The 2326-nt window shown below is 37.1% G+C and carries 3 protein-coding genes; all 3 read left to right on the top strand.

What is annotated here, in order from left to right; all coding sequences use genetic code 11:
• Window positions 1–506: 506 nt before the first annotated feature.
• The 3 genes from IE867_RS14325 (at window position 507) to IE867_RS14335 (ending at window position 2250) form a co-directional block, all read left to right on the top strand.
• Entirely contained in the window at window positions 507–1442 is a 936-nt protein-coding gene (locus IE867_RS14325) for an Rpn family recombination-promoting nuclease/putative transposase (protein WP_192485388.1), read from the top strand.
• A gap of 162 nt (window positions 1443–1604) precedes the next feature.
• Complete coding sequence (locus IE867_RS14330; protein WP_192485389.1) at window positions 1605–1775, top strand: hypothetical protein; 171 nt, start codon at window positions 1605–1607, stop codon at window positions 1773–1775.
• Window positions 1776–1911: 136 nt separating this feature from the next.
• The gene (locus tag IE867_RS14335; RefSeq protein ID WP_192485390.1) at window positions 1912–2250 is read left to right on the top strand and encodes a hypothetical protein; all 339 of its coding nucleotides are present in this window, start codon (window positions 1912–1914) and stop codon (window positions 2248–2250) included.
• The last annotated feature ends 76 nt before the right edge of the window (window positions 2251–2326 follow it).

Here is a 2326-nt window from a genome sequence, read left to right on the forward strand (position 1 = left end):
ATAAACCAAGCAATTCAACAGGTAATACCATATCCAATTTCGTGAGCATTTTAAGTTCTTTCGGTTTAAGTTAATATCACAAAATTATAACAGATTTAACCCGTCCAACGGAAATAAGGATTGAGCCAAAGTATCGAGAACATTTAAAGAGTTATGGACAGATTTAACTTACCATTTCAAGTATATTTTATTTGATAGTTGGGAGCATATGCTCTGTTTTCACTTAAATCAAAACGAGCACCCACCTCCAGAAATAGTTTAATACGTAAGCAGATGAAAGATCTCAAATAGTGCGGGGAGGTCATCGCACGCCTGCATAAAAATATTGATCTAAAAATAGTCACACACATTGTCATTATCAACATTACAAACTTTACATATGTATGTTTTTTATCGTCTTGGCAGAGGAAAATAGCTATAAATCCACATTGCAGTTATAAAAACAAGCTCACTGAGTTTTGCTGTGATATAATGCGCTTAGATAATCCTAACGCTTTAGGTAAGTAATGGCAGATCACCACGACAGACTAATCAAAGACCTACTCAATAACCGCGAGTTTTCATTGTCATTTTTGCGCCAGTATGTGCAGCGTGAGCTTGTGGCATTGATAGATTGGTCAAGCGTTGAGTTAGGTTTTGCCAATGTTGAACACACCCGCCAACAACATAAAAAGAACGTGAAGCAAAAAGAGCAATCCGACTTGGCGTTTTTGTTTAAGTTTAAGGACGGCAGACAAGGCGCGATACTGGTACATATTGAAGTGCAAAGCACCGATGATATGACTATTTTAATTCGTTCTAGGCATTATCAAACCTCGTACTTGTTGGACTTCATCAAGCGCAACAAAGGCGTAAAGAAATTGCCTTTAGTGGTTAGCATTATTTACTATACGAACAAAAAGCCATTTAGCTATAGTACAGATATTAACGATTACTTTGAAAACAAAGAGCTAGCAGAGAAGTTTGCATTTACAACGCAGTTTGTGGACTTAGTAAGCAAGAGTGACGAAGAAATAATGCAGCATGACTACATCAAAGGCTTAGAAATTATATTGAAGTATGCAGCCAAGAAAGATATTGATAGCGTGTTAGCGTTGGCAGCTAAGACGATAACGGACTATGATAGCTTTTCAAGGCAGACGCTGATTAAGTATATGAGCGACTACTCAAACTTAGACTTTGAGCAGTTTTATGATAAGATAGTAAACAGTAATATAGATTTACAAGGTGACGTTATGACGGTATCACAACAGATTGCAGAAAGAGCGTTGCAGGAACACGCGCCAATGCTTATGGCAGAGGGCGAACACAAAAAAGCCCTAGCCACGGCTCGCGAATTGCTTTTAATGGGATTAGAAGCTGAAAAGATAGTTAAGGCTACTAAGTTATCAAAAGAAGAAGTAAACGCCTTAGCGGACGAGGTAAAGGGCGGTATGCACTGATGAGAGCATTCCTAACAACAGATTTATCGCAATTCTAAGCTACTTTCTTATAAAGTTTAGTCTTAGCCTGCTCCCAGTCTTTTGGGCTCAATCCTTATTTCCGTTGGACGGGTTAAATCTGTTATAATTTTGTGATATTAACTTAAACCGAAAGAACTTAAAATGCTCACGAAATTGGATATGGTATTACCTGTTGAATTGCTTGGTTTATCAGATATAGAAATACTTAATATCTCCCTGCGAGATAGACGTGAGCTAATTATTGAAGTAAAAAGCACTAAAGATGATATCGTGTGCCGTCAGCAAAACTCAGTGAGCCACCAAACTCATTAATAGCGCAGGTTTCAAAATTCATCTTTCGCGCTATTTTATATGTTTCTCTTCACAAACCACTCTATTTTCGTAATAATTTCTGCATCTTTGATAAGATCGTTGAATAGCATTGTTACAAATAAAAAAGCATTTAAGTTTGCAGCCTCTCATAGATGGCTTTAAAACCAAATTCGGTAAAGTAGATGATAATCGCAGAGCTGAAAGTGTTCATTATAATGTGCTTGATACCGCACTATCTGGTTTAGCTTGCATGTTTTATAAATCGGGAGATATGGCAACTTACCAACAACGTATGAAGCTTAGATGCTATAAAAACAACTTTGAAACTCAGTTTGGGGTAAGGGAAACACCCAAAGACAATCAAATGAGAACCATTCTAGGCACCATCCCGTCAGAAAACTTCCGACCGGTGTATAAAGATTATGGCTCAATCCTTATTTCCGTTGGACGGGTTAAATCTGTTATAATTTTGTGATATTAACTTAAACCGAAAGAACTTAAAATGCTCACGAAATTGGATATGGTATTACCTGTTGAATTGCTTGGTTTAT

It is taken from the genome of Cysteiniphilum marinum (assembly GCF_014857925.1).
GTDB classification, from domain to species: domain Bacteria; phylum Pseudomonadota; class Gammaproteobacteria; order Francisellales; family Francisellaceae; genus Caedibacter; species Caedibacter marinus.